Below are 22,624 nucleotides of genomic sequence, written 5' to 3' on the forward strand. Positions count from 1 at the left end.
GCTCTTGCCGCCGCGGCGCCGAGTGCGTATATCGCACCTGCTTTCTCGACATCGTCAAACATGCCGAGGTCGGGGCCCGCAGGGCTCCGGCGCCGAAGCTGCTTGACCATCATCGGAGTGCCGCGTGGCGAATATTGTCGACCTCACCAAGCTGATCGAACCCGAAGCCAAGGCGCTCGGGCTCGCGCTGGTGCGCGTCAAGATGTTCGGCGGCACCAGCGATCCGACGCTGCAGGTGATGGCCGAGCGTCCCGACACCCGCCAGCTCACCATCGACGATTGCGCCGACCTGTCGCGCCGCATCTCCGATGTGTTCGATGCGCTGGAGGAAGCGGGCAAGGACCCGTTCGACCATGCCTATCGGCTCGAGGTCAGCTCGCCGGGGATCGACCGGCCGCTCACCCGGCTCCAGGACTATGCGGACTGGAAGACGCACGAGGCGCGGCTGAACCTGGCCGAGCCGCTCGAGGACGGTCGCAAGCAATTGACGGGCGACCTGATCGGCATCGAGGGCGACCTCGTCTCGATCGACGTCCGCAAGTACAAGGTGGTCAGCGTTCCGTTCGGCAGCATCGCCGACGCCAAGCTGCTGATGACCGACCGACTGATCAACGCAACCGCGCCGCTCTCCACCGAAGGCGCAGACGAATACGAAGCAGAGGAAAACGACTGATGGCCACCGCCATTTCCGCCAACAAGGCCGAGCTGCTCGCCATTGCCGATTCGGTCGCGAAGGAGAAGCTGATCGACAAGGCCATCGTCATCGAGGCGATGGAGGACGCGATCCAGCGCGCCGCGAAGAACCGCTACGGCGTGGAGAACGACATTCGCGCCAAGCTCGACCCGAACACCGGCGACCTGCGCCTGTGGCGCGTCGTCGAAGTGGTCGAGGCGGTCGACGACTATTTCAAGCAGGTCGACGTCAACCAGGCGCAGAAGCTCCAGAAGGGCGCGGCCGTGGGCGACTATATCGTCGATCCGCTGCCCCCGATCGAGTTCGGCCGCATCCAGGCCCAGGCCTCGAAGCAGATCATCTTCCAGAAGGTCCGCGACGCCGAGCGCGAGCGCCAGTATGAAGAGTTCAAGGACCGCCAGAACGAGATCATCACCGGCGTGGTGAAGCGCGTCGAGTTCGGCCATGTCGTGGTCGACCTGGGCCGGGCCGAGGGCGTGATCCGCCGCGACCAGCAGATCCCGCGCGAAGTGGTCCGCGTCGGCGACCGCGTCCGCTCGATCATCCTCAACGTCCGCCGCGAGAACCGCGGCCCGCAGATCTTCCTGAGCCGGGCCCACCCCGAGTTCATGAAGAAGCTGTTCGCGCAGGAAGTGCCCGAGATCTACGACGGCATCATCGAGATCAAGGCCGCCGCCCGCGATCCGGGCTCGCGCGCCAAGATCGGCGTGATCTCGCATGATTCGAGCATCGACCCGGTCGGCGCCTGCGTCGGTATGAAGGGCTCGCGCGTCCAGGCCGTCGTGCAGGAGATGCAGGGCGAGAAGATCGACATCATCCCCTGGTCGCCCGACACCGCGACCTTCGTCGTCAACGCGCTGCAGCCGGCCAATGTCAGCCGCGTCGTGATCGACGAGGAAGAGGACCGTATCGAAGTCGTCGTTCCCGACGATCAGCTCAGCCTCGCCATCGGCCGCCGCGGCCAGAATGTGCGCCTTGCCTCGCAGCTGACCGCCAAGGCGATCGACATCCTCACCGAGACCGACGCCAGCGAGAAGCGCCAGGCCGAGTTCGTCGCGAACAGCGAGATGTTCCAGAACGAGCTCGACGTCGACGAGACGCTGGCCCAGCTGCTGGTCGCCGAAGGTTTCTCGAGCCTCGAGGAAGTCGCCTATGTCGAGCTCGACGAGATCGCGTCGATCGAGGGCTTTGACGAGGAGCTCGGCCAGGAGCTGCAGAGCCGCGCCCAGGAAGCGCTGGAGCGCCGCGAGGAAGCCAATCGCGCCGAGCGCCGAGCGCTGGGCGTCGAGGACGATCTCGCCACCATGCCCTATATGACCGAGGCGATGCTGGTCACGCTCGGCAAGGCGGGCATCAAGACGCTCGACGACCTGGCGGACCTCGCCACCGACGAGCTGGTGCAGAAGAAGCGCGCCGAGCCGCGCCGCCGCAACGAGGACGCGCCGAAGCGCGAGCAGGACAAGGGCGGGATCCTGGCCGAGTACGGGCTCAGCGACGAGCAGGGCAACGAGATCATCATGGCGGCGCGTGCGCACTGGTTCGCCGACGAGGACGCGGCCGAAGTCGCGCCGGCGGAGGGCGAGGCCTGATGCCATTCATCGACATCCGTCTGGCCGGCCCGGCCACCCGCGCGCAAAAGGCCGGCATCGTCGCCGATGTCACGGCCTCCATGGTCGCGCGCCTGGGCAAGCCGGCGGGTGCCGTGCAGGTCAACATCACCGAGCTCAGCTTGGAGAATTACGGCGCGGGCGGTCAGCTGATCGCGGACCGCGACGCGCCGGTGAAGGGAGACGCGCATGCGGAACCCTCACAATGACACGGCACGGCTAAAGCCCAAGGCGACCCCCCCTTCCGCCGCGCGGGAGGGGCATGATCCCATGCGCACCTGCGTGCTGAGCCGCGAGGAGGCTCCGCGCGACGGGCTGATCCGACTCGCGCTCTCGCCGGATGGCGAGGTGCTGCCCGATGTCCGCGCCAAGGCGCCGGGCCGCGGCGCCTGGATCGGCGTGACCCGCGCCGAGCTCGACGCTTCGGGCAAGAAGCTCAAGGGCGCGCTCGCCCGTGCCTTCAAGGGCGCCGAGCTGCGCATTCCCGAGGATATCGGCGCGCGGATCGAGGAGCAGCTGCAGCGCAACGCGCTCGATCGCCTCGGCCTCGAGTTCAAGGCCGGGCATGTCGCGATCGGCGGCGACCGCATCCAGGAAGCCGCGCGCGGCGGCCGGCTCCACCTGCTGCTCCATGCGAGCGACGCGGGCGAGGACGGCGCGCGCAAGCTCGCCCAGGCCTGGCGCGTGGGCAGCGATCGCGAAGGCAGCGGGCTCAAGGGCTTAACATTGCCGATCCCGCGCACCATATTGTCCTTGGCGCTTGGCCGCGAAAATGTGGTACATGCCGGCCTGACCGACGCCAAAGCGGCTGCGCGGACGAGCGAAGCGCTCGATCGGTGGCTGCGCTTTATCGGATTCGATTCCACCCCTCGCCCTTGCGAAACCGCTTCGCAAGGCGCATCGGCGCTTCCGTCGGAAGCGTCCGAAGACGAACGACAGACTGAAGGACTTTAGGCAGGCGCATGAGCGACACCGATAACGATAAGCCGAAACTGGGCATGCGCGCACCGCTGGGGCTGAAGCGCACGGTCGAGACGGGCAAGGTGAAGCAGAGCTTCAGCCATGGCCGCTCGAACACCGTGGTCGTGGAAGTGAAGCGCCGCCGGGTCCTGGGGCCGCATGGCACTCCGCAGGACGAGGCGCAGGCCGCGCCCGAGCCCGTCGCCGCGCCTGCCCAGCCGCCGGCGCCGCCCGCGCCGCCGCGCCCCGTCGCGCCCGCGCCGCGCCCGTCGAACGAGACGGCGCAGGAGCGCCAGGCCCGATTGCTGCGCGAGGCGGAAGACCAGCGCATGCAGGCGAACGAGGAAGCGCGTCGCCGCGAGGAGCGCGAGCGCGCCGAAGCGGCCGAAGCGGAAGCCCGCCGTATCGAAGAGAAGGCCCGTGTCGAGGCGGAAGCCGCCAAGGCGCCGCCGGCGGCCGAGCCCGAGCCCGCGGTCGAGAAGGCCGCCGAGGCCGCTCCGGCGCCCGTCGCTGCGCCGACGCCGGCCCCGGCTCCCAAGCCCGCACCGACGCCCGCGCCGCCCCCGGCCCCGGTCGCGCTGCAGCTCGATCCGAGCCGCCCGGCCCCGCGCCTGTTCACGCCGGTGCAGCGCCCCGAGATCCCCAAGCCGCAGCCCAAGCCCGAGCCGAAGCCCGAGGCTGCCGCTCCGGCGCCGGCCCAGGCCGCGCGTCCGGCCGGTGGCGGTGCGCCTGCATCGCGTCCCGCGCCCACGGGCGGCGCGCCGGTGCGGCGCGGCCCCGAGCCTGCGCGTCCGCAGCAGCGTGACCGCAAGGGCGACGATCGCCGCCAGTCGGGCAAGCTCACCGTCAATCGCGCCCTGGGCGGCGAGGATGGCGCGCGTGCCCGCTCGCTCGCCGCGCTGAAGCGCGCCCGCGAGAAGGAGCATCGCCGCTCGTACGGGGGTTCGTCGGCGCCGCGCGAGAAGCAGGTCCGCGACGTGGTCGTCCCCGAGGCGATCACCGTGCAGGAGCTCGCCAACCGCATGGCCGAGAAGGGCGCCGACCTGGTGAAGGCGCTGTTCAAGATGGGCATGCCGGTCACCGTCAACCAGACGATCGACCAGGATACCGCCGAACTGCTCGTCACCGAATTCGGCCACAACCTGCAGCGCGTCAGCGAGAGCGACGTCGATCTGGACGTGGCCGAGGCCGATGCCGAGGACACGCTGCAGCCGCGCGCGCCGGTGGTGACGATCATGGGTCACGTCGATCACGGCAAGACCTCGCTACTCGATGCCCTGCGCGGCACCGACGTGGTGAAGGGCGAGGCCGGCGGCATCACCCAGCATATCGGCGCCTATCAGGTCACGCTGAAGGACAAGTCGAAGATCACCTTCCTCGACACGCCGGGCCACGAGGCGTTCACCCAGATGCGTGCCCGCGGTGCGGACATCACCGACATCGTCGTGCTGGTGGTGGCGGCGAATGACGGCCTGATGCCGCAGACGATCGAGGCGATCAACCACACCAAGGCGGCCGGGGTGCCGATGATCGTGGCGATCAACAAGGTCGACCTCGACAGCGCCAACCCGCAGCGCGTGCGCGAGCGTCTGCTCGAGCATGAGGTCATCGTGGAAGAGATGGGCGGCGAGACGCAGGACGTCGAAGTCTCCGCGCTCAAGAAGATCGGCCTCGACGCGCTGATCGAGAAGATCCAGCTCCAGGCCGAACTGCTCGACCTCAAGGCCAACCCGGACCGCGAGGCCGAAGGCACGGTGATCGAGGCGAAGCTCGACAAGGGCCGCGGCCCGGTCGCGACGATCCTCGTCAACCGTGGCACGCTCAAGGTGGGCGACGTGTTCGTCGTCGGCGCCGAGAGCGGCAAGGTCCGCGCGCTGATCAACGACAAGGGCCAGCAGGTCAAGGAAGCCGGTCCGGCCGTTCCGGTCGAAGTGCTCGGCCTCTCCGGCGTCCCGATGGCGGGCGATCCGCTCCAGGTCGTCGAGAACGAGGCGCGTGCCCGCGAAGTCGCCGAATATCGCTCGGGCGTCGCGCTGCAGAAGCGCACCACCCAGGCGCCGGCCAGCCTCGAGAGCATGTTCTCGGCGCTCAAGGAAAAGCAGGCGATGGAATATCCGCTGGTCGTCAAGGCGGATACCCAGGGCACGGTCGAGGCGATCGTCGCGGCGATCAACAAGATCAGCACCGACGACATCAAGGCGCGCGTGCTCCATTCGGGCGTGGGCGGCATCACCGAGAGCGACGTGACGCTCGCGGCCGCTGCCGGGGCGCCGATCATCGGCTTCAACGTCCGCCCGAATGCCAAGGCGCGCGAGATCGCCGAGCGGAACAAGGTGGCGTTCAAATATTATGACGTGATCTATGACCTGACCGACGAAGTCCGCGCGGGCATGGCCGGGCAGCTCGGTCCGGAAGCGTTCGAGACCGTCGTCGGCCGCGCGGAGATCAAGGAAGTCTTCTCGGCCGGCAAGCACGGCAAGGCCGCCGGTCTGCTGGTTACCGAGGGCGCGATCCGCAAGGCGCTCAAGGCGCGTATCACCCGGGACGACGTCATCATCTACCAGGGCGAGATCGCGTCGCTGCGTCGCTTCAAGGACGATGTCGCCGAAGTGCGCGCGGGCCTGGAGTGCGGCGTGACGTTCAGCCAGAACTTCACCGACATCAAGGCCGGCGACTATCTCGAGACCTTCGAAGTCGAGATGCGCGAGCGCACGCTGTAAGTCTCTCCCTCTCTCCGCTTGCGGGGAGAGGGCCGGGAGAGGGGGTTGTCGAGGGTGCGTCGCACTTGCCCCTCTCCCCGCCCTCTCCGCTGAAGGGGAGAGGGAGATATGGCTTCGATCTTCGACGATTTCCCGTCGCCTTCCTCGGCACGGCTGCTCGGCTGGGAGATGCGGGCCTTCGACGCGGAAGCCAGGACGATCGAGATCGGCTTCACGATCGACGACCGGTTCCTCAATCCGGCGGGAACGGTGCAGGGCGGATTCCTGGCGGCGATGCTCGACGACACGCAGGGCCCCTGCCTGTTCGCGGCGAGCGACGGGCGGGTCTATGCGCCGACGATCGATTTCCATGTGGTGTGCCTGAAGCCCGCGCGGCCCGGGCGCTTCACCGGCAGGGGCAGGGTGGTGAGCCTGGGCAAGACGATCGCGGTCACCGAGGCCGAGTTGTTCGACGAAGGCGGCAACATGGTCGCCCGCGGCACCTTCACGGGCCGTGCGATGGAAGGCGCGATGGCGCGCCGGGGTGAGAAATGAAGACGCAGACCACCACCGAGGAACGTTCCGTCCGCCTGCTGCGCGTCGGCGAGCAGGTGCGCCACGTGCTGAGCGAGATCCTGCAGCGCGGCGACGTGCATGACGACACGCTGGCCAGCCACATGGTTTCGATCACCGAAGTCCGCATGTCCCCCGATCTGCGCCATGCCACGGTGTTCGTGAAGCCGCTGCTCGGCAAGGACGAGGAAGTGGTGATCAAGGCGCTCCGCACCAACACCGCCTATCTCCAGCGCGAAGTCGCGCACCGGGTGAAGATGAAATACGCGGCCAGGCTCAAGTTCCTGGCGGACGAGAGCTTCGACGAGGGCAGCCATATCGACCAGCTGCTCCGCTCGCCCGAAGTGGCGCGCGACCTGGGCGACGACCCCGCCAAGGGCTGAGCCGGGCGCACGGCGCCGCATCCCGGCGGGGATTGATTCCGCCCGCGCGCGGTGCAGTATCGTGCGATGCGCGCGCTGCTGCTCTTCTTCCTCTTCTGCTCGGCCTGGACGGTGCCCGCCCGCGCGCAGGTCGGCGCGCTCCAGACCGACTGCAAGCTGGGCGGCGGCGGCCCGAGCGGATACCAGTTTGTCGCAACCTGCGCCGGGCGGGCGAGGTCGCCCGACGGGCATTTCGCGGTGGTCCAGCGCGCCTATCGGGACAAGCAGCCGCCGATCGAGGTGCAGGATGCCCGGGGGCGCGTGGTCGCCCGGCTCTCCAGCATCAGTGACGACATGCCGTTCAGCGTCCATTGGGCGCCCAATTCGCGCTGGTTCTTCGTCAACCACCATGTCGGCTCGTTCATGGACGTGCTGCGGGTCTTCGAGATCGCGGGCGGCAAGGTGATCGAGCGCCCGGCGCTGGGGCGCGCGGCGGCGAAGATCGCGTCGTTGCGCTATCCCTGCCTGAGGCGCGACATGATCCTGCCCAATGGCTTGCGCTGGGCGCGCGGCGGCCACAGCATCGTGCTGGTGACGATCAGCCGTCCCGATGCCTGTAGCGCCGACTATACCAGCAGGCCGGGCAGCTGGCAGCCGCTCTGGATGATCGGCGATGCCCGGACCGGGCGGGTGGAAGCGCGGTCGATCCAGCCGAACCGCGACGCGCGCGGGCTTCGCGAGCCGCGTGGGGGGCTTTACTCGCGGCCCTGAGGCTCCGAAGAAGCCGGATGGCCAAGCTCTATTTCTACTATGCCTCGATGAATGCGGGAAAATCGACCACGCTGCTCCAGGCCGATTTCAACTATCGCGAGCGCGGCATGCGCACCTTGCTGTTCACGGCCGGCATCCATGATCGCGGCGGCAAGGGCGTGATCGATTCGCGGCTCGGCATCCGCGCCGTCGCCACGCCGTTCGAGGAAGCGACCGACCTGCGCCGCATCGCCGAGGACGCGCATTACGAATCGCCGCTCGCTTGCATCCTGGTCGACGAGGCGCAGTTCCTCTCGCCCGCCCAGGTCCGCCAGCTCGCCCATCTCGCCGACGAAGTGGGCATCCCGGTGCTCTGCTACGGCTTGCGCACCGATTTCCAGGGCCGGCTCTTTCCCGGCTCGGCCGAGCTGCTCGCGCTCGCGGACTCGCTCGTCGAGATCAAGTCGGTGTGCGAATGCGGGCGCAAGGCGACGATGAATCTGCGCGTCGATGGCGCAGGCAATGCCGTGCGACAGGGCGAGCAGCGCGAAGTAGGCGGCAACGAGCGCTATGTCGCGCTGTGCCGCCGCCACTTCATGCAGCGTACAGCCTGACTGTGCTAATGGCGGGGGCAGGAGTGTTTCACATGGCCTTCGAAAGGAGACGCGCCATGTTCCGCAAGACCGTCCTCGCGCTGGCGCTGCCGGCGCTGTTCGTCACCTCGGCTGCAGCGGCGCAGCAGGCCGGCCCCACGCCGGGGCCGAAGTCGGGCGAGCCGGCGACGATCCCGTTCATGACCCGCAACGACATCCGCACGTTCGACTCCACCGATGATGGCGACGGCGTCTATATCCAGGATGTCCGGCGCAACTGGTATTACGTGACCTTCTTCGGCCGCTGCAACGAGCTGCCCTGGGCGATCGGCGTGGGCTTCAAGACCTTTGCCGGCGGCTTTCAGATCGATCGCGGCGACACGATCATCGCCGGGCGCGAGCGGTGCAGGATCGCCGACATCGTCCATAGCGGTCCGCCGCCCGCGAAGGCGAAGAAGGCCAAGGGCGCCTGACGCTGGCTCCGGCGGCCTGCCTCGGCTAGGGGCTGCCGATGCATGGCTGGATCATCCTCGACAAACCGCTTGGCCTCGGCTCGACCCAGGGCGTGAGCGCGGTCAAGCGCGCGCTGCGCGACGGCAAGTACGGCAAGTTCAAGGTCGGCCATGGCGGCACCCTCGACCCGCTGGCGACCGGCGTGCTGCCGATCGCGCTGGGCGAGGCGACCAAGCTGGCGGGGCGGATGCTCGACAGCGACAAGGTGTACGACTTCGAAGTCACCTTCGGCGTCGAGACCGACACGCTCGATCGCGAAGGCAAGCCCGTCGCCACGTCGGAGGTGCGCCCCACGCGCGGGCAGGTCGAAGCGGTGCTGGCGCGCTTCACCGGCCCGATCGAGCAGGTGCCGCCCGCCTATTCGGCGCTTAAGGTCGATGGCGAGCGTGCCTATGATCTCGCCCGGGCGGGGGAGGAAGTGAAGCTGGCGAGCCGGGACGTGACGATCCATGCCCTTCAGATCCTCCCCGGAACGGGGAGGAAGACCGCCGGCGAAGCCGGTGGGGGAGGGGGCGTTCCATCAAGGACCCCGTTCGTGGAGCTCCCCCTCCACCAGCCTGCGGCTGGTTCCCCTCCCCGTTCCGGGGAGGATCAAATCACCCTGCGCGCCCATGTCTCGAAGGGCACCTATATCCGCAGCCTCGCCCGCGACATCGCGCATGCGCTCGGCACCGTCGGCCATGTCACGATGCTGCGCCGGGTGAAGGCCGGGCCCTTCACCCTGGATCAAGCGATTTCGCTGGACAAACTGGACGAAGCCGCTAAGGGCCGCACCCTTGAACAAATCCTCCTGCCGCTGAGGGCGGGGCTGGACGACATCCCGGCTCTATCCCTCACCCCCGATCAGGCAGGGCTGCTCCGACAGGGGCAGGTTCTGATCGGGATCGCCAAGGAAGACGGCCAATATTTCGCGTGTCTGGAGGATATTCCGATCGCGCTGGTGGAGGCTCTATCCGGCCAGGTCCGGGTGGTCCGCGGTTTCAATCTGTAAGCGATGTCGAAGGAAACACCATGTCGATCACTGCCGAGCGCAAGGAAGCGCTCATCAAGGAACACGCCCGCGGCGGCACCGACACCGGCAGCCCCGAAGTGCAGATCGCGATCCTCTCGGAGCGCATCTCGAACCTGACCGAGCACTTCAAGACGCACGCCAAGGACAACCACTCGCGCCGCGGCCTGCTCATGCTGGTCAACAAGCGCCGTAGCCTGCTCGACTATCTGAAGAAGAAGGACGAGAGCCGCTACACCGACCTCATCGCGAAGCTCGGGCTTCGCAAGTAACCGAAAAGGCGGCCCCCGGGTCGCCTTTTTGTCATTCGGGCACGCTACCGTGCCGAACCGCCTCCGTATCGGAGGCACGACGGGGATCGGCAATCCGGCCGATCCTGGAGCCACGTATGGCTCACCTCATAGGCCCCCGCTGCATCGGGTAGCGGGAGTGAAGGAAATCCAATGTTCGACAAGAAGACTGTATCGATCGAGTGGGGCGGCAAGACGCTGACCCTCGAAACGGGCAAGGTTGCCCGCCAGGCCGACGGCGCCGTGATGGCGACTCTCGGCGAGACGGTGGTGCTCTGCGCCGTCACGGCCGCGAAGAGCGTGAAGGAAGGCCAGGACTTCTTCCCGCTCACCGTCCATTATCAGGAAAAATTCTCGGCCGCCGGGCGCATTCCGGGCGGCTTCTTCAAGCGCGAGCGCGGCGCCACCGAGAAGGAGACCCTGGTCTCGCGTCTCATCGACCGCCCGATCCGCCCGCTGTTCCCGGAAGGCTTCTACAACGAGATCAACGCCATCGCTCAGGTGCTGAGCTATGACGGCGAGAACGAGCCGGACATCCTGTCGATGGTCGCCGCGTCCGCCGCGCTCACCATCTCGGGCGTGCCGTTCATGGGCCCGATCGGCGCCGCCCGCGTCGGCTATGTCGATGGCGCGTACATCCTGAACCCGACCGACGAGCAGGTTGCCGCCGGCGAGCTCGATCTGGTCGTCGCCGCCACGTATGACGCGGTGATGATGGTCGAATCGGAAGCCAAGGAGCTTTCCGAAGAGATCATGCTCGGCGCCGTGCTGTTCGCGCACGACGCCTGCCGCGAAGTGATCAAGGCGATCGTCAAGCTCGCCGAGCAGTCGGCCAAGGATCCCTGGGAAATGGCGTCGCAGGACGACAACGCCAAGCTCAAGGACAAGATCAAGAAGCTGATCGGCAAGGACATCGCCGCCGCCTACAAGCTGACCGACAAGTCGGCCCGCTCGAACGCGCTGAACGAGGCGCGTGCCAAGGCCAAGGCGCAGTTCACCGAGGACGGCCTTTCGCCCCAGGAAGTCATGGCCGGCATCAAGCTGACCAAGAAGCTGGAAGCGGAGATCGTCCGCACCGCCATCCTGAAGGACGGCAAGCGCATCGACGGCCGCACCACCACGCAGATCCGCCCGATCGTGGCGGAGACGCACTTCCTGCCGCGCGCGCACGGCTCGGCGCTGTTCACCCGCGGCGAGACCCAGACCATCGCCACCGCCACCCTGGGCACCAAGGATGCGGAGCAGATGATCGACGGCCTCAACGGCCTGTCGTACCAGCATTTCATGCTGCACTATAACTTCCCGCCCTATTCGGTCGGCGAAGTGGGCCGCTTCGGCGCGCCGGGCCGCCGCGAAGTCGGCCATGGCAAGCTGGCGTGGCGCGCGCTGCACCCGGTGCTGCCGTCGAAGGACGAGTTCCCCTACACGATCCGCCTGACCAGCGACATCACCGAGTCGAACGGCTCGTCGTCGATGGCGTCGGTGTGCGGCGGCAGCCTCGCGATGATGGACGCCGGCGTGCCGATCAAGCGCCCGGTGTCGGGCATCGCGATGGGCCTGATCCTCGAGGGCAAGGACTATGCGATCCTGAGCGACATCCTGGGTGACGAGGATCACCTGGGCGACATGGACTTCAAGGTGGCGGGCACGTCCGAAGGCATCACCACGATGCAGATGGACATCAAGATCGCCGGCATCACCAAGGAGATCTTCGAGGCTGCGCTCAACCAGGCCAAGGAAGGCCGCGCCCATATCCTGGGCGAGATGAACAAGGCGCTGGGCGAGACTCGCTCGGAGCTGTCGGCGCACGCGCCGCGCATCGAGACGATCACGATCGACAAGACCAAGATCCGCGACGTCATCGGCACGGGCGGCAAGGTGATCCGCGAGATCGTCGCCACCACCGGCGCCAAGGTCGACATCGACGACGAAGGCGTGATCAAGATCTCGTCGTCGGACCTGACGCAGATCGAGGCCGCCAAGAACTGGATCCTCGGCATCGTCGAGGAAGCGGAGGTCGGCAAGATCTACACCGGCAAGGTGGTCAACCTCGTCGATTTCGGCGCGTTCGTGAACTTCATGGGCGGCAAGGACGGCCTCGTCCACGTCTCGGAGATCAAGAACGAGCGCGTCGAGAAGGTCTCGGATGCACTGAGCGAAGGCCAGGAAGTCAAGGTCAAGGTCCTCGAGATCGATCCGCGCGGCAAGGTCCGCCTGTCGATGCGCGTCGTCGACCAGGAGACCGGCGAAGAGCTGGAGGACACGCGTCCGGCCCGCGAGCCGCGCGAACCGCGTGGCGATCGCGGCGATCGTGGCGACCGCCGTCGTGACGGCGGCCGCGGCGGCGATCGTGGTCCGCGTCGCGAAGGCGGCGACCGCGATCGCGGTCCGCGCGGCGATCGTGGCGATCGTGGCCCGCGCCGCGAGCGCTCGGAATCGAAGGACGAGGGCGGCGAGAATATCGGCCTGCCGGCGTTCCTCACCGGCGGCGACGACTGATCGTCCGCCAGACCGGCGAAAATTGAACAGGGGCTCGGGAAACCGGGCCCCTGTTTCATTTCAATGCCACTGCACCGAAAATCCACTGGCCCCGGGCTAGGCGCGGTAGCGCAGCGCCTCGACGATCGCGGCGAAGGCCGGGGTCGGCTGGCGCCGGCTCGGATAATAGAGATGATAGCCGGAAAAGGGCGGCGACCAGTCTTCGAGCACTGCCTCCAGCGCGCCGCTGTCGAGATGTTCGCGGACGAGGTTCTCCATCAGATAGGCAAGCCCGAACCCGTCCAGCGCCGCCTCGCGGATATGGAAGATGCTGTTGAAGGTCAGCTGCCCGTCCACCCGCACGCGCTGGGCGCGCCCGCCCCGTTCGAATTCCCAGGCATAGAGGCCGCGCAGCGTGGGCAGGCGCAGGTTGATGCAGCAATGGCCGGCCAGTTCCTGCGGCGTGCGCGGGCGGCCGGCCCTTGCGAAATAGCCGGGCGTCGCCACCACCAGCATCCGCATCTCCGGGCTGATGGGCACCGCGATCATGTCCTTGTCGATGATGTCGCCCAGCCGCACGCCCGCGTCGAACTTCTCGGCGACGATGTCGACCAGCCGATAGTCGGTCTCGATCTCCAGCCGGATGTCCGGATAGCGGGCGAGCACGCCGCGCAGCCGGGGCCAGAGCACGGTCTGGAGCGAGAATTCGTCGGCGGTGATGCGGATATTGCCCGCGGGCCGCTCGCGCAGGTCGTTGAGCGCCGCGACATGGGTCTCGATCTCGTCGAGATGGAAGGCGACCGAGCGCAGCATCCGCTCGCCGGCCTCGGTGGCGGTGACGCTGCGGGTGGTGCGGTTGAGCAGCCGCACGCCCAGCCGCTCCTCGAGCCCGCGCATGCAGTGGCTGAGCGCCGATGGCGTCACCCCCAGCTGCGCCGCCGCGCGCGTGAAGCTGCGCTCGCGCGCCACCGCAACAAAGGCAGCGAGATCGGCGAGGTCCTGACGGTTCATTGCTGAGAATTTCTCATAAACCCGTTCAGATTGCAGCCCCTAATCGGCGGGGCGATCCGCCCTATCTCTGTCGGGCACGGGGCCACCCCATCTCAGGAAGACAGGACATGCAGAAGCGCATTCTCGGCAACGGCCTCGAAGTCTCGGCGATCGGCTATGGCTGCATGGGGCTGGACTTCGCCTATGGCAGCAAGCTGAGCGCGGCGGAAAGCAGCGCGCTGCTCCGTGCCGCGGTCGATCTCGGCGTCACTTTCTTCGATACCGCCGAAGTCTATGGCCCCTTCACCAACGAAGGGCTGGTCGGCGAGGCGCTGCGCCCGGTGCGCGACCAGGTGGCGATCGCCACCAAGTTCGGCTTCGACATCGTGGACGGCGTGCAGCGGGCGGGCCTGAACAGCCGGCCCGAGCATATCCGCGCGGTTGCCGATGCCTCGCTCCAGCGGCTCGGCATCGAGCGGATCGACCTGTTCTACCAGCACCGCGTCGATCCCGATGTGGCGATCGAGGACGTCGCCGGCGCAGTGAAGGACCTGATCGCGGAAGGGAAGGTCAAGCATTTCGGCCTGTCCGAGCCGGGCGCCGAAACGGTGCGCCGTGCGCATGCCGTGCAGCCCGTCACTGCGATCCAGAACGAATATTCGCTGTGGACGCGCGGCGTGGAGACCAACGGCATCTTCGCGGTCTGCGAGGAACTGGGCATCGGCCTGGTGCCCTATAGCCCGCTCGGCCGCGGCTTCCTTACCGGTGCGATGCACGCAGGCACCGCGTTCGGCGAAGGCGATTTCCGCAGCAAGCTGCCGCGCTTCACGCCCGAGGCGATGGCGAAGAACCAGGCACTGGTCGACCTGCTCCAGCGCATCGCCGAGGGCAAGGGCGCGACGCCCGCCCAGGTCGCGCTTGCCTGGATCCTCGCCCAGAAGCCCTGGATCGTGCCGATCCCGGGCACCACCAAGCTGCACCGGCTCGAGGAGAATCTCGGCGCCGCCGCCGTGACGCTCACGCCCGAGGATCTTGCCGGCATCGCCGCCGCGCTCGCCGAGATCGATATCGAGGGCGAGCGCTATCCGGCCCCGCTGATGCAAGTCGTCGGCCGGTGAAGCCGGCACTGGCGCTTGCCGCGCTCGCCCTCATGGCCGGGCCGGCGGGCGCCCAGTCCCTTTCGCAGGAGAAGCGCATCATGAAGCTCAATCGCAGCGGCTCCCGGCCTTCGCAGAAGGGCCCCGCCGAATGGTTCACCGGGTCGGTGCGCATCGACCCGCTCACCATCGCGCCGGAGCCGCGCTACGGGGTGGCGAGCGTCACTTTCGAGCCCGGCGCGCGCACCGCCTGGCACATGCATCCGCTCGGCCAGACGCTGATCGTCACTGCGGGGCTGGGCTGGACACAGTGCGAGGGCGAAGCGATCGTCGAGATCCGCCCCGGCGACGTGATCTGGTGCCCGCCCGGCCATCGCCACTGGCACGGCGCCAGCCCCACCACCGCCATGACGCACATCGCCATCCAGGAAGCGCTGGACGGCAAGATGGTCGAATGGATGGAGCATGTGGCCGACGCCGAATATCTCGCCGGCCCGGCCAGGGAGCGCTGATGCCGCACGTCATGCTCCACCTCGCCGCCGGGCGCTCCGATGCGGAGAAGCGGCGCCTGGCCGATGCGCTGGCCGATGCCGTGACGGCTGCGATCGGATCGCCGGCGGAGAGCATCTCCGTCGCGATCGAGGACGTGCCGATGGACGAATGGCCGCAATTCTATGGGCGCGAGATCGCCGCCCGGCCCGCGCTGCTGTTCAAGCCGCCGGGCTACACGCTCTGACCCCATTTCCTTCCCCCAAGACCAAGCAAGGACCATCATGCCCAGCCCAGCCAAGGCCTATGCCGCCCAGTCGGCGACCGCGCCGCTCGCGCCCTTCAGCTTCGCGCGCCGCGACCTGCTGCCCGACGACGTCTCGATCGACATCCTCTATTGCGGCGTCTGCCATTCGGACCTCCACACCGTGCGCGGCGAATGGGGCGGCACGCTCTATCCCTCCGTCCCCGGCCATGAGATCGTCGGCCGGGTGACCGCGGTCGGCGGCGACGTCACTCGCTTCGCGGTCGGCGATCTCGTCGGCGTGGGCTGTATGGTCGACAGTTGCGGCCATTGCCCGTCCTGCCATGCCGGCGAGGAGCAGTTCTGCGAGACCACCGGCTTTGTCGGCACCTATAATGGCGAGGACAAGGTGCTGGGTGGCCACACGTTCGGCGGCTATTCGGACCATATCGTCGTCAAGGACGTCTTCGTCGCGCGCATCCGCCACGACGAGAAGGACCTGGCCGCAGTCGCGCCGCTGCTGTGCGCCGGCATCACCACCTATTCGCCGCTCCGGCACTGGAATGCGGGGCCGGGCAAGAAGGTCGGCGTGGTCGGCATCGGCGGCCTCGGCCATATGGGCATCAAGCTCGCCGCGGCGATGGGCGCGCACGTCGTCGCCTTCACCACTTCGCCCGACAAGATCGAGGATGCGAAGAAGCTGGGCGCGCACGAAGTCGTGGTCTCGCGCGATCCCGAGGCGATGGCGGCGCACGCCAACAGCTTCGACTTCATCCTCAACACCGTCGCCGTGGCGCACGACCTCAACGCGTTCCTGGTGCTGCTCCGCCGCGACGGCACGATGACGCTGGTCGGCGCGCCCGAGCACCCGCATCCCTCCCCCGACATCTTCAACCTGCTGCTCAATCGCCGCGCGATCGCCGGCTCGCCGATCGGCGGCATGGTCGAGACCCAGGAGATGCTCGATTTCTGCGCCGAGCGCGGCATCACCGCCGATATCGAGAGGATCCGGATGCAGGATATCGAGACGGCCTATGCGCGCATGACGAAGAGCGACGTGAAGTATCGCTTCGTCATCGACATGGCTTCGCTGAAGGGGGCGTGAGGGCATCGGCCGCGCCGGAGTCCCTCCGGCGCGGCGCCGCCGCCGGCCGCCCGGGTCAGAGCCGCTTCAGCGCGTCGAGCGAGATGCCGTCGGGAAGCCGAATGCCCAATTCGCCGAGCTTCTTCCGCGTTTCACTGCCGAACGGGTAATGCTCCTGGAATGTCCGATTGGAAAAGATCAGGCATTTGGAGAGCCAGTCGGTCGCGTCCTTGAACATGTTGGTCTTGCCCAGGGCATCGCATTCCTTGCGATAGGCGCGAACCTTGCCGATCGCGTCCGAACTACATAGCGCGCGATCGACGTCGCCGATCAGTGCATGGTCGCTCATCCTGAGGCAGCGCACGATGTGCCGGATCCACAGCGGGCTGACGGCATTTGTCGGGCCATAGGCGTTTCGATCGAAGAATCGGTACATGGCATAGGCGGACAGGGCCTCCTGGTCCGTGCATCGCATCCCGAAGAGGCGATCGATCTCGTGCTGGGCAAGGGGCGCTCCCTCGCTGTTGTCGATGGAGAGCCTGTCCATCAGGTCGTCGAGCCACAGGTCGGCATGCCCGGCCAGCCGATCGAAATCATTCTGGATTTGCAGGATCTCGCCGATCAGGCGGCCCATTTCCTCCGTAGCGCCCTCGCGGCCTTCCACTTGATACAGCCGCTCGTGACTGATCACCGTCCAGGCATGCACCGTCACGGTGCGGAGCTGGATCTCGAACGGGAACCGCATCAGGTCTTCGACCCGGAGTTCGAGTTCGTGATACGCGTTTGCCAGTCGCTGCGCCTGATCCGAAGTCAGCCGTCCGCGCAGATGCACCCCGGTCCATCCGCCGGAGGGGCCGGCATAGTTGACTTCCTGGCCGTCCGCGCCCCGCAAGTCGTTCGTCGCCGATCGGAACGCCATGCGCAGGCGTTCGGTGATTGCCCCGGCAAGGTGAATTTCGGCGCTGTAGCTCGAGATCAGCCGGCAACCGATCGCGTCGGGAATGTGATGGAAGGGATGTTCCAACAGCCGGTGCAGGCGCTCCGCCGCGAGGTCGGCCTCCATCTGGTTGCCGCGCTTCTCCTTCAGCGTCGCAAACCGCTTGTCGTAGATCGAAGTGAACTTGCCGCGCAGGCTGTCAAGCTCCTTGACCCGGCTCTCGAACATCAATGGGCGATGATAGCCGGCGAGCATTGCCCGCATCTCCTCCACGACGAAGCGAGCAATGGTCGCCATGATGGGATAGTTATTGTTGTACTGGCTGCGCAGCCGATGCAGCGCATCGGTATATTCCTGGCAATAAATGGTCATCGTCATCCCCCGTCCCTTGGGATAACGATAGTGCTGTCCGGCGAATTTGTAAGCGGCGGGGGCTGCATTTCTTGCAATGCGCCGATATCTTGCCGCGGCAATGCAATGGAAGCTTCCGCTGCGCGGTGCTCCGGGCCTCTTGCAAGGTCCAGGGGGTTCTGTTGCCCGGCCCCCCTGGTGGCCGCTGGATTCCGCTTCTGTTGCCCGGTGCGGTCCAACCGCGCATTTTAGAGTAACCTTGGGCCGTTAGGCCGTGGGGTTACGCCGCAATAGCGAGTGCTTCGTTATCGTTGGCACTTGTGTAACGGACCGTCGCGGTGGCCCATGCCGAGAGATAGTCAGCGCTTTTCAACACACGTCGATCCTAGTTCGGCCCCGTCATCAACTGCCTTGGCAGGTAGCTGGTGGTGGAGCCGCCGGGTACCGCCCCCGGGTCCGCTGCGCCTATTGCACGCCGTCGTTTATCCCCATAGCCGGCCGAAGCCGGCAGCCCCTATATAGGGGCTCGGCGATTAATGAAAAGGTCAGGCTGCATTCCCTAAGGCCTTCACAGTGCCGCAAACAATTGGCATGGAGGCTGCATCATGTTGACCCAGCGTTCCCGCTATGCGCTGCGCGCGATGCTTTTCCTTGCCGGACGGCCCGCTGCCGGCGCGCCTACGCCGATGAACCGCATCGCCGCCGAAGCGAACGTGCCGCGCAAGTTCCTCGAGCTGATCCTCGCCGATCTGCGCGAGGCGGGCTTCCTCAGCTCCACGCGCGGCAAGGCCGGCGGCTATCGCCTGGCGCGGCCGACGCACCTCATCTCGCTGGGCGAGATCATCCGGGTGATCGAGGGGCCGCTGGCGCTGGTGCCCTGCGTCAGCCGCACCGCCTATCGCCCGTGCAACGACTGCAAGGACGAGGCGAGCTGCGCGATCCGCCACGCCATGGCGCGCGTGCGCGACGAGACTGCGCGTATCCTCGACGGCACCAGCCTGGCCGATGCCGTCGCGGAAGACCTTGCCGCCGCCTAAAGTCGTCTTGGGCAGGCGGCACTGACCCAGCGAAGCTGAAAGCGACTCTAGGCCGCGTTCTTCTTCTTCAGCTCGTCGCGAATCTCGCGCAGCAGCGTCACGTCGGCCGGTTCGGCGGCCGCGGCTTCCTCCGGCTTGGGAAGCATGCGGTTCACCGCGCGCACCAGCAGGAAGATGATGAAGGCGACGATCAGGAAATTGACCGCGGCGGTGACGAACGCGCCATAGCCGAACAGCGGCACGCCGGCCTTTTTCAGCGCGGCATAGTCGGTCGATCCGGCCAGGTTGGCGGGGATCGGGCCCAGCGCGATGAAATAGCTGGAGAAATCGAGCCCGCCAAAGATCTTGCCGATCAGCGGCATCAGCAGATCGTCGGTGAGCGAGCTGACGATCTTGCTGAAGGCGGCGCCGATGATGACCGCCACCGCAAGGTCGATCACGTTGCCGCGCGAAACGAACGCCTTGAATTCCTTGAACATCCCTTCGGCTCCCGTCTCCTGCCGCCGAGGTGCGGCATCCATGGCATGATGCACGGATGCGGACCGTTCGCAAATGCCGACTGTCCGATTTCGCTTTCGAACCCCGGTGTGGCCACGGTATAAGACACTCCGAACCAGATCCGGAGGATCATGACGTGATGAAGTTTCGTGCCGTTCTCGCCCTTGCCGGCGCCGCCCTGCTCTCGGCCTGCGGGCTCAACAGCGTGCCCACCGCGGAAGAGAATGCGAAGGCGAAATGGGCCGATGTGCAGGCCGCCTATCAGCGCCGCGCCGATACCATTCCCGCACTGGTCAACACGGTGAAGGGTGCCGCCGCGTCCGAGGGCAAGATCCTGACCGACGTGGTCGAGGCGCGCGCCAAGGCGACTTCGGTACAGGTCTCGGCGAACGATCTCACCGATCCGGCCAAGGTCCAGGCCTTCCAGGCGGCGCAGCAGCAGCTGAGCGGCTCGCTTGGCCGCCTGATCGCCAGCGTCGAGGCCTATCCGCAGCTCCAGAGCCAGCAGACGTTCAAGACGCTGATGGATCAGATCGAGGGCAGCAACAATCGCATCACCGTCTCGGTACGCGACTATAACGCGGCGGTGCAGGCCTATAACACCCGCATCCGCACCTTCCCCGACGCGATCGGCGCCAAGATCTTCTACGGTGCCAAGCCGATCGTCCCGTTCCAGGCGCAGGCAGGTGCGGAGAAGATGCCCGAGGTCAGCTTCGGGAACAGCAACTGATCCTGCGGGCGCTCCTCCTCTGCGGAGCGCTCGCGGCCTGCAAGCCCGCGGCGCTCGATGCGCAGTCCAATGCCGCCGGACCCGGTGCTCCGGCGGCGGCGGCGCGCGCGGAAGAGGCCTGCAAGCCCGGTCCGCCCCAGTCGCGCACGGCGCCGAAGGGATATGATTTCCCGGTGCTCAGCGGCCGGGTGGTCGATGCGGCGGGCCTGTTGTCCGTCAGCGAGCGGCGCAGGCTCTCGAACCGGCTGGTCGACGTCGAGAAACAGTCGAAGCACCAGTTCGTGGTGGTGACGGTGAAGAGCCTGGGCGGCCATGACATCGCCGATTACGGCCTGAATCTCGGGCGTAGCTGGGGCATCGGCCGCAAATGCTTCAACGACGGCGTGCTGCTGATCGTGGCACCCAACGAGCGCAAGGTCCGGATCGAAGTGGGCTATGGTCTCGAAAAGGCGCTGCGCGACGAGGAAGCGGGCGAGATCATCCGCAACGAGATCCTGCCGCGCTTCAAGGAAGGCAAATACCCCGAAGGCATCGCCGCCGGCAGCGAGGCCATCATTCGCGAGATCACCCGATGACATTGTTGCGTAGCCTGCTCGCCTTCCTGCTGGTCCTGGTGCCGCTCTCGGCCCAGGCGCAGCCCAATTTCCCCAAGCTGACCGGCCGCGTGGTCGACGACGCGCACCTGCTCTCGCCCGAGCAGGTCGCCCAGCTCACCCAGCTTTCGGACGATGTGGAGAAGGCCTCGTCGCGCCAGTTCGTCGTCGCGACCGTCCCCGATCTCCAGGGCTATGACATCGAGAGCTACGGCTATCAGCTCGGCCGCGCCTGGGGGATCGGGCAGAAGGGCGTGAGCAACGGCATCGTCCTCCTCGTCGCGCCGAACGAGCGCAAGGTGCGGATCGAAGTCGGCTATGGGCTCGAGCCGATCATGACCGACGGCCTGTCCAGCCAGATCATCAACGAGACGATCATCCCCAGGTTCAAGGCCGGCGACATGGCCGGCGGCATCGTGGCGGGAGCACAGGCGATCGGCGCGCAGATGAAGCTGCCGCTCGAAGCCGCCGAGCAGCGCGCGCAGCAGCAACAGGCCCAGGTCACCCAGACGCGCCAGAAGAGCCATGGCGGCGGCGGCTTTCCCGTCGGCCTGGTCTTCTGGGGCATCATCCTGGTCTTCGTGATCCTGCCCATGCTCGGCATCTTCGGCCGGCGCCGGCGGCGCGGGCCCTGGGACCGGCCCTATCGCGGCGACGGCGGCGCACTGCCGATCATCCTCTGGTCGATCGCCAGCGAGATCGGCCGCGAAGCGAGCCGCGGCGGCAGCGGCTGGGGCGGTGGCGGCGGCGACGGCTGGGGAGGCGGCGGCGGGGGCGGCGGTTTCTCGGGCGGCGGCGGATCGTTCGGGGGCGGCGGCGCCTCGGGGAGCTGGTGAGATGCGACTGACCGATCAGGACCGCGAGGCCGTTACCGCGGCCGTCACGACGGCCGAGCTGACCACCAATGGCGAGATCGTCACGGTCGTCGCCGGGCGCTCCGATGCCTATCATGACGTGGCGCTGCACTGGGCGGTGCTGGCGATGCTCCTCGTCCTCGCGCTGCTCGCCTGGCAGCCCTGGCCGGCGGAGTGGCTGCACACCCGCTTCGTCGACAGCTGGGCGCAGGTGGTGCCCGCGCGCTGGTATCTCACCATCGCGCTGGTGCTGATGGCGGCAACGTTCCTCGTCGCGCGGGTTGCGCTCGCGTTCGATGCACTGCGGCTGTTCCTCACCCCTGGCGCGACCAAGACCCGCCGCGTCCACCGCCGCGCACTGGAGCTGTTCCGCGCCGCGGCCGAGAAGCGCACCCGCGGATCGACCGGCGTGCTCGTCTATCTGAGCCTGGCCGAGCATCGCGCCGTGATCCTGGCCGATGAGGGAATCCATTCGAAGGTGACCGCCGATGTCTGGGGCGCGGCGATGGCGGCGCTGGTCGGCGGTCTCAAGGCGGATCGCGCGGGCGAGGGCATGGCCGAGGCGGTGCGCCAGATCGGCCTGGTCCTGGCCGAGCATTTCCCGCGCAGCGCGGACGATGTGAACGAGCTCCCCGACCGGGTGATCGAACTGTGAGCGATGCGCCCGAGGAAGTCGCGTGGCAGGGCAAGTGGATCACGGCCAAGCGACGGGGGAAGTGGGAATATGTCGCGCGCGCGCGGGGCATCCGCGCCGCGGCGATCGTGGCGATCGACGCGGACGGCCATGTCCTGCTCGTCGACCAGTATCGCGTGCCGCTCGGCAAGCGCTGTCTCGAACTGCCGGCCGGGCTGATCGGCGACGAGGCCGGACACGAGGACGATTCGCCCTTCGATGCCGCGCGCCGCGAGCTGATCGAGGAAACCGGCTATGACTGCGCCGCGATAGAGGATCTGGGCGAATATCATTCCTCGCCGGGCCTGGTCAGCGAAAGCTTCACGCTGGTACGCGCCACGGGCCTGACCAGGGTCGGTGAAGGCGGCGGGCTGGCGGACGAGGACATCCTCGTCCACCGGGTGCCGCGCGCGGAGATCGCCGCCTTCGTCGCCGCCAAGCGCGCCGAGGGGCTGGCGATCGACGTGAAGCTGTTGCTGCTGCTGTCGGGCGCGCTGCTGGGGGATTAGGCCAGGCCGG

General features: G+C 67.4%; 26 protein-coding genes and 1 other RNA gene. 23 read left to right on the forward strand and 4 right to left on the reverse strand.

The features are described from left to right. Window positions 1–124: 124 nt before the first annotated feature. The 13 genes from rimP to pnp all read left to right on the forward strand — a co-directional run bounded on the left by rimP (window position 125) and on the right by pnp (window position 12,549). Window positions 125–673: a ribosome maturation protein RimP gene (gene rimP, locus BGP17_RS14520; protein ID WP_286712484.1), complete on the forward strand. Its 549-nt coding sequence runs from the start codon at window positions 125–127 to the stop codon at window positions 671–673. Then, the gene (gene nusA / locus BGP17_RS14525; RefSeq protein WP_167299871.1) at window positions 673–2,283 is read left to right on the forward strand and encodes a transcription termination factor NusA; all 1,611 of its coding nucleotides are present in this window, start codon (window positions 673–675) and stop codon (window positions 2,281–2,283) included. Before rimP ends, nusA begins: the two co-directional genes overlap by 1 nt. Then, window positions 2,283–2,510: a tautomerase family protein gene (locus BGP17_RS14530; RefSeq protein WP_286712485.1), complete on the forward strand. Its 228-nt coding sequence runs from the start codon at window positions 2,283–2,285 to the stop codon at window positions 2,508–2,510. The genes nusA and BGP17_RS14530 overlap by 1 nt, the downstream gene beginning before the upstream one ends. Further along, window positions 2,491–3,255, forward strand: a complete 765-nt coding sequence (locus BGP17_RS14535) for a DUF448 domain-containing protein (RefSeq protein ID WP_167299869.1) — start codon at window positions 2,491–2,493, stop codon at window positions 3,253–3,255. The genes BGP17_RS14530 and BGP17_RS14535 overlap by 20 nt, the downstream gene beginning before the upstream one ends. A gap of 8 nt (window positions 3,256–3,263) precedes the next feature. Next, entirely contained in the window at window positions 3,264–5,981 is a 2,718-nt protein-coding gene (infB, locus tag BGP17_RS14540) for a translation initiation factor IF-2 (RefSeq protein WP_286712486.1), read from the forward strand. A 108-nt stretch (window positions 5,982–6,089) separates the two neighbouring features. Continuing rightward, the gene (locus BGP17_RS14545) at window positions 6,090–6,515 is read left to right on the forward strand and encodes a PaaI family thioesterase (protein WP_167299867.1); all 426 of its coding nucleotides are present in this window, start codon (window positions 6,090–6,092) and stop codon (window positions 6,513–6,515) included. Beyond that, complete coding sequence (gene rbfA, locus BGP17_RS14550; RefSeq protein ID WP_167299866.1) at window positions 6,512–6,916, forward strand: 30S ribosome-binding factor RbfA; 405 nt, start codon at window positions 6,512–6,514, stop codon at window positions 6,914–6,916. The genes BGP17_RS14545 and rbfA overlap by 4 nt, the downstream gene beginning before the upstream one ends. 51 nt (window positions 6,917–6,967) lie before the next feature. Further along, window positions 6,968–7,666 (forward strand): hypothetical protein, encoded by a 699-nt coding sequence (locus tag BGP17_RS14555; RefSeq protein WP_286712487.1) that lies wholly within the window; start codon window positions 6,968–6,970, stop codon window positions 7,664–7,666. A gap of 17 nt (window positions 7,667–7,683) precedes the next feature. Then, window positions 7,684–8,259: a thymidine kinase gene (locus BGP17_RS14560; protein WP_167299864.1), complete on the forward strand. Its 576-nt coding sequence runs from the start codon at window positions 7,684–7,686 to the stop codon at window positions 8,257–8,259. A 56-nt stretch (window positions 8,260–8,315) separates the two neighbouring features. Next, window positions 8,316–8,711, forward strand: coding sequence for a DUF6491 family protein (locus BGP17_RS14565; RefSeq protein ID WP_286712488.1), 396 nt, complete (start codon window positions 8,316–8,318; stop codon window positions 8,709–8,711). 38 nt (window positions 8,712–8,749) lie between these two features. Beyond that, complete coding sequence (gene truB / locus BGP17_RS14570; protein WP_286712489.1) at window positions 8,750–9,742, forward strand: tRNA pseudouridine(55) synthase TruB; 993 nt, start codon at window positions 8,750–8,752, stop codon at window positions 9,740–9,742. Window positions 9,743–9,762: 20 nt separating this feature from the next. Next, on the forward strand, window positions 9,763–10,032 hold the full coding sequence (gene rpsO, locus BGP17_RS14575) for a 30S ribosomal protein S15 (RefSeq protein ID WP_086127986.1): 270 nt from the start codon (window positions 9,763–9,765) through the stop codon (window positions 10,030–10,032). A 171-nt stretch (window positions 10,033–10,203) separates the two neighbouring features. Beyond that, window positions 10,204–12,549 (forward strand): polyribonucleotide nucleotidyltransferase, encoded by a 2,346-nt coding sequence (gene pnp / locus BGP17_RS14580; RefSeq protein ID WP_286712490.1) that lies wholly within the window; start codon window positions 10,204–10,206, stop codon window positions 12,547–12,549. Between the two features lie 96 nt (window positions 12,550–12,645). On the opposite strand, the gene BGP17_RS14585 is transcribed toward pnp, so the two are convergent. After that, a complete protein-coding gene (locus BGP17_RS14585) occupies window positions 12,646–13,539 on the reverse strand; it encodes a LysR family transcriptional regulator (RefSeq protein WP_167299860.1) in 894 nt (297 codons plus the stop codon). 107 nt (window positions 13,540–13,646) lie between these two features. Here BGP17_RS14585 and BGP17_RS14590 point away from each other — a divergent pair, with 107 nt between their 5' ends. From BGP17_RS14590 to BGP17_RS14605, 4 genes are read left to right on the forward strand one after another with little or no spacing between them, the layout of a single operon-like run. Continuing rightward, a complete protein-coding gene (locus BGP17_RS14590; RefSeq protein ID WP_286712491.1) occupies window positions 13,647–14,636 on the forward strand; it encodes an aldo/keto reductase in 990 nt (329 codons plus the stop codon). Then, on the forward strand, window positions 14,633–15,127 hold the full coding sequence (locus BGP17_RS14595) for a (R)-mandelonitrile lyase (RefSeq protein WP_353681877.1): 495 nt from the start codon (window positions 14,633–14,635) through the stop codon (window positions 15,125–15,127). Before BGP17_RS14590 ends, BGP17_RS14595 begins: the two co-directional genes overlap by 4 nt. Beyond that, window positions 15,127–15,351 (forward strand): tautomerase family protein, encoded by a 225-nt coding sequence (locus BGP17_RS14600; protein WP_286712492.1) that lies wholly within the window; start codon window positions 15,127–15,129, stop codon window positions 15,349–15,351. The genes BGP17_RS14595 and BGP17_RS14600 overlap by 1 nt, the downstream gene beginning before the upstream one ends. Window positions 15,352–15,388: 37 nt before the next feature. Continuing rightward, window positions 15,389–16,453 carry an NAD(P)-dependent alcohol dehydrogenase gene (locus BGP17_RS14605; RefSeq protein WP_167299857.1) on the forward strand — a complete coding sequence of 355 codons (1,065 nt, stop codon included), beginning with the start codon at window positions 15,389–15,391 and terminating at the stop codon, window positions 16,451–16,453. 55 nt (window positions 16,454–16,508) lie between these two features. Here BGP17_RS14605 and BGP17_RS14610 read toward each other — a convergent pair whose 3' ends face one another. Beyond that, the gene (locus BGP17_RS14610; protein WP_286712493.1) at window positions 16,509–17,747 is read right to left on the reverse strand and encodes a nucleotidyltransferase family protein; all 1,239 of its coding nucleotides are present in this window, start codon (window positions 17,745–17,747) and stop codon (window positions 16,509–16,511) included. Between the two features lie 180 nt (window positions 17,748–17,927). Then, window positions 17,928–18,267: a transfer-messenger RNA gene (gene ssrA / locus BGP17_RS14615) on the reverse strand. Between the two features lie 58 nt (window positions 18,268–18,325). On the opposite strand from ssrA, the gene BGP17_RS14620 reads away from it, so the two are divergent. Next, window positions 18,326–18,757: an RrF2 family transcriptional regulator gene (locus BGP17_RS14620; RefSeq protein WP_167299855.1), complete on the forward strand. Its 432-nt coding sequence runs from the start codon at window positions 18,326–18,328 to the stop codon at window positions 18,755–18,757. Window positions 18,758–18,804: 47 nt separating this feature from the next. Here BGP17_RS14620 and mscL read toward each other — a convergent pair whose 3' ends face one another. Next, on the reverse strand, window positions 18,805–19,236 hold the full coding sequence (gene mscL / locus BGP17_RS14625; RefSeq protein ID WP_167299854.1) for a large conductance mechanosensitive channel protein MscL: 432 nt from the start codon (window positions 19,234–19,236) through the stop codon (window positions 18,805–18,807). 158 nt (window positions 19,237–19,394) lie between these two features. Here mscL and BGP17_RS14630 point away from each other — a divergent pair, with 158 nt between their 5' ends. The 5 genes from BGP17_RS14630 to BGP17_RS14650 all read left to right on the forward strand — a co-directional run bounded on the left by BGP17_RS14630 (window position 19,395) and on the right by BGP17_RS14650 (window position 22,614). Then, window positions 19,395–19,985, forward strand: coding sequence for a LemA family protein (locus BGP17_RS14630; protein WP_167299853.1), 591 nt, complete (start codon window positions 19,395–19,397; stop codon window positions 19,983–19,985). Between the two features lie 173 nt (window positions 19,986–20,158). Continuing rightward, window positions 20,159–20,560 (forward strand): TPM domain-containing protein, encoded by a 402-nt coding sequence (locus BGP17_RS14635; RefSeq protein WP_167299852.1) that lies wholly within the window; start codon window positions 20,159–20,161, stop codon window positions 20,558–20,560. After that, on the forward strand, window positions 20,557–21,414 hold the full coding sequence (locus BGP17_RS14640) for a TPM domain-containing protein (RefSeq protein WP_286712494.1): 858 nt from the start codon (window positions 20,557–20,559) through the stop codon (window positions 21,412–21,414). The genes BGP17_RS14635 and BGP17_RS14640 overlap by 4 nt, the downstream gene beginning before the upstream one ends. 1 nt (window position 21,415) lies before the next feature. Further along, complete coding sequence (locus BGP17_RS14645; RefSeq protein ID WP_286712495.1) at window positions 21,416–22,087, forward strand: TPM domain-containing protein; 672 nt, start codon at window positions 21,416–21,418, stop codon at window positions 22,085–22,087. After that, complete coding sequence (locus tag BGP17_RS14650; protein ID WP_167299849.1) at window positions 22,084–22,614, forward strand: NUDIX hydrolase; 531 nt, start codon at window positions 22,084–22,086, stop codon at window positions 22,612–22,614. The genes BGP17_RS14645 and BGP17_RS14650 overlap by 4 nt, the downstream gene beginning before the upstream one ends. Window positions 22,615–22,624: the final 10 nt, after the last annotated feature.

The sequence above is a fragment of the Sphingomonas sp. 67-41 genome (assembly GCF_001899725.1).
GTDB lineage: Bacteria > Pseudomonadota > Alphaproteobacteria > Sphingomonadales > Sphingomonadaceae > Sphingomonas > Sphingomonas leidyi.